The organism is Shewanella sp. SM87, from assembly GCF_025653705.1.
In the GTDB taxonomy this organism is placed as follows: domain Bacteria; phylum Pseudomonadota; class Gammaproteobacteria; order Enterobacterales; family Shewanellaceae; genus Shewanella; species Shewanella oncorhynchi.
On record NZ_JAKKSC010000101.1, the window covers coordinates 1 to 530 of the forward strand.

A 530-nucleotide genomic window follows, 5' to 3' on the forward strand; every position below is an offset into this window, starting at 1 on the left:
GTGGTTGAACCAAACACCGTTTGGTGTGGCGATGTCACTTACATTTGGGCGGGTAATCGCTGGTGCTATTTAGCGGTTGTACTGGACTTATTTTCCAGAAAAGCGGTGGGTTGGGCGATGTCATTTTCACCAGATACTGAGTTAACAGTGAAAGCACTGGAAATGGCATTTGAATCACGGGGTAAGCCTAAAAACCTGATATTTCACTCTGACCAAGGCAGTCATTACACTAGCCTTAAATACCGTCAAAGGCTGTGGAAATATCAAATAACTCAGAGCATGAGCCGTCGAGGTAACTGCTGGGATAATGCGCCAATGGAGCGATTTTTCAGGAGTTTAAAAACGGAATGGGTGCCAACGCAAGGCTATAAGAGTTTTATTGAAGCTAAACAAGATGTGACTGATTATATTATTGGCTATTACAGCCAAGTCAGGCCACATCATTATAATGCAGGATTAAGCCCAAATGAATCAGAGCGAAGATTTTGGGAAGATTCTAAAACCGTGGCCAAATTTAGTTGACCACTACA

Annotated in this window: 1 protein-coding gene; it reads left to right on the top strand. The window is 42.8% G+C overall.

Going from position 1 to position 530, the window contains the following annotated elements:
- The coding region (locus L5M11_RS23855) for an IS3 family transposase (protein WP_263193467.1) at positions 1 to 522 on the top strand (522 nt) is incomplete at its 5' end.
- Positions 523 to 530 lie beyond the last annotated feature (8 nt).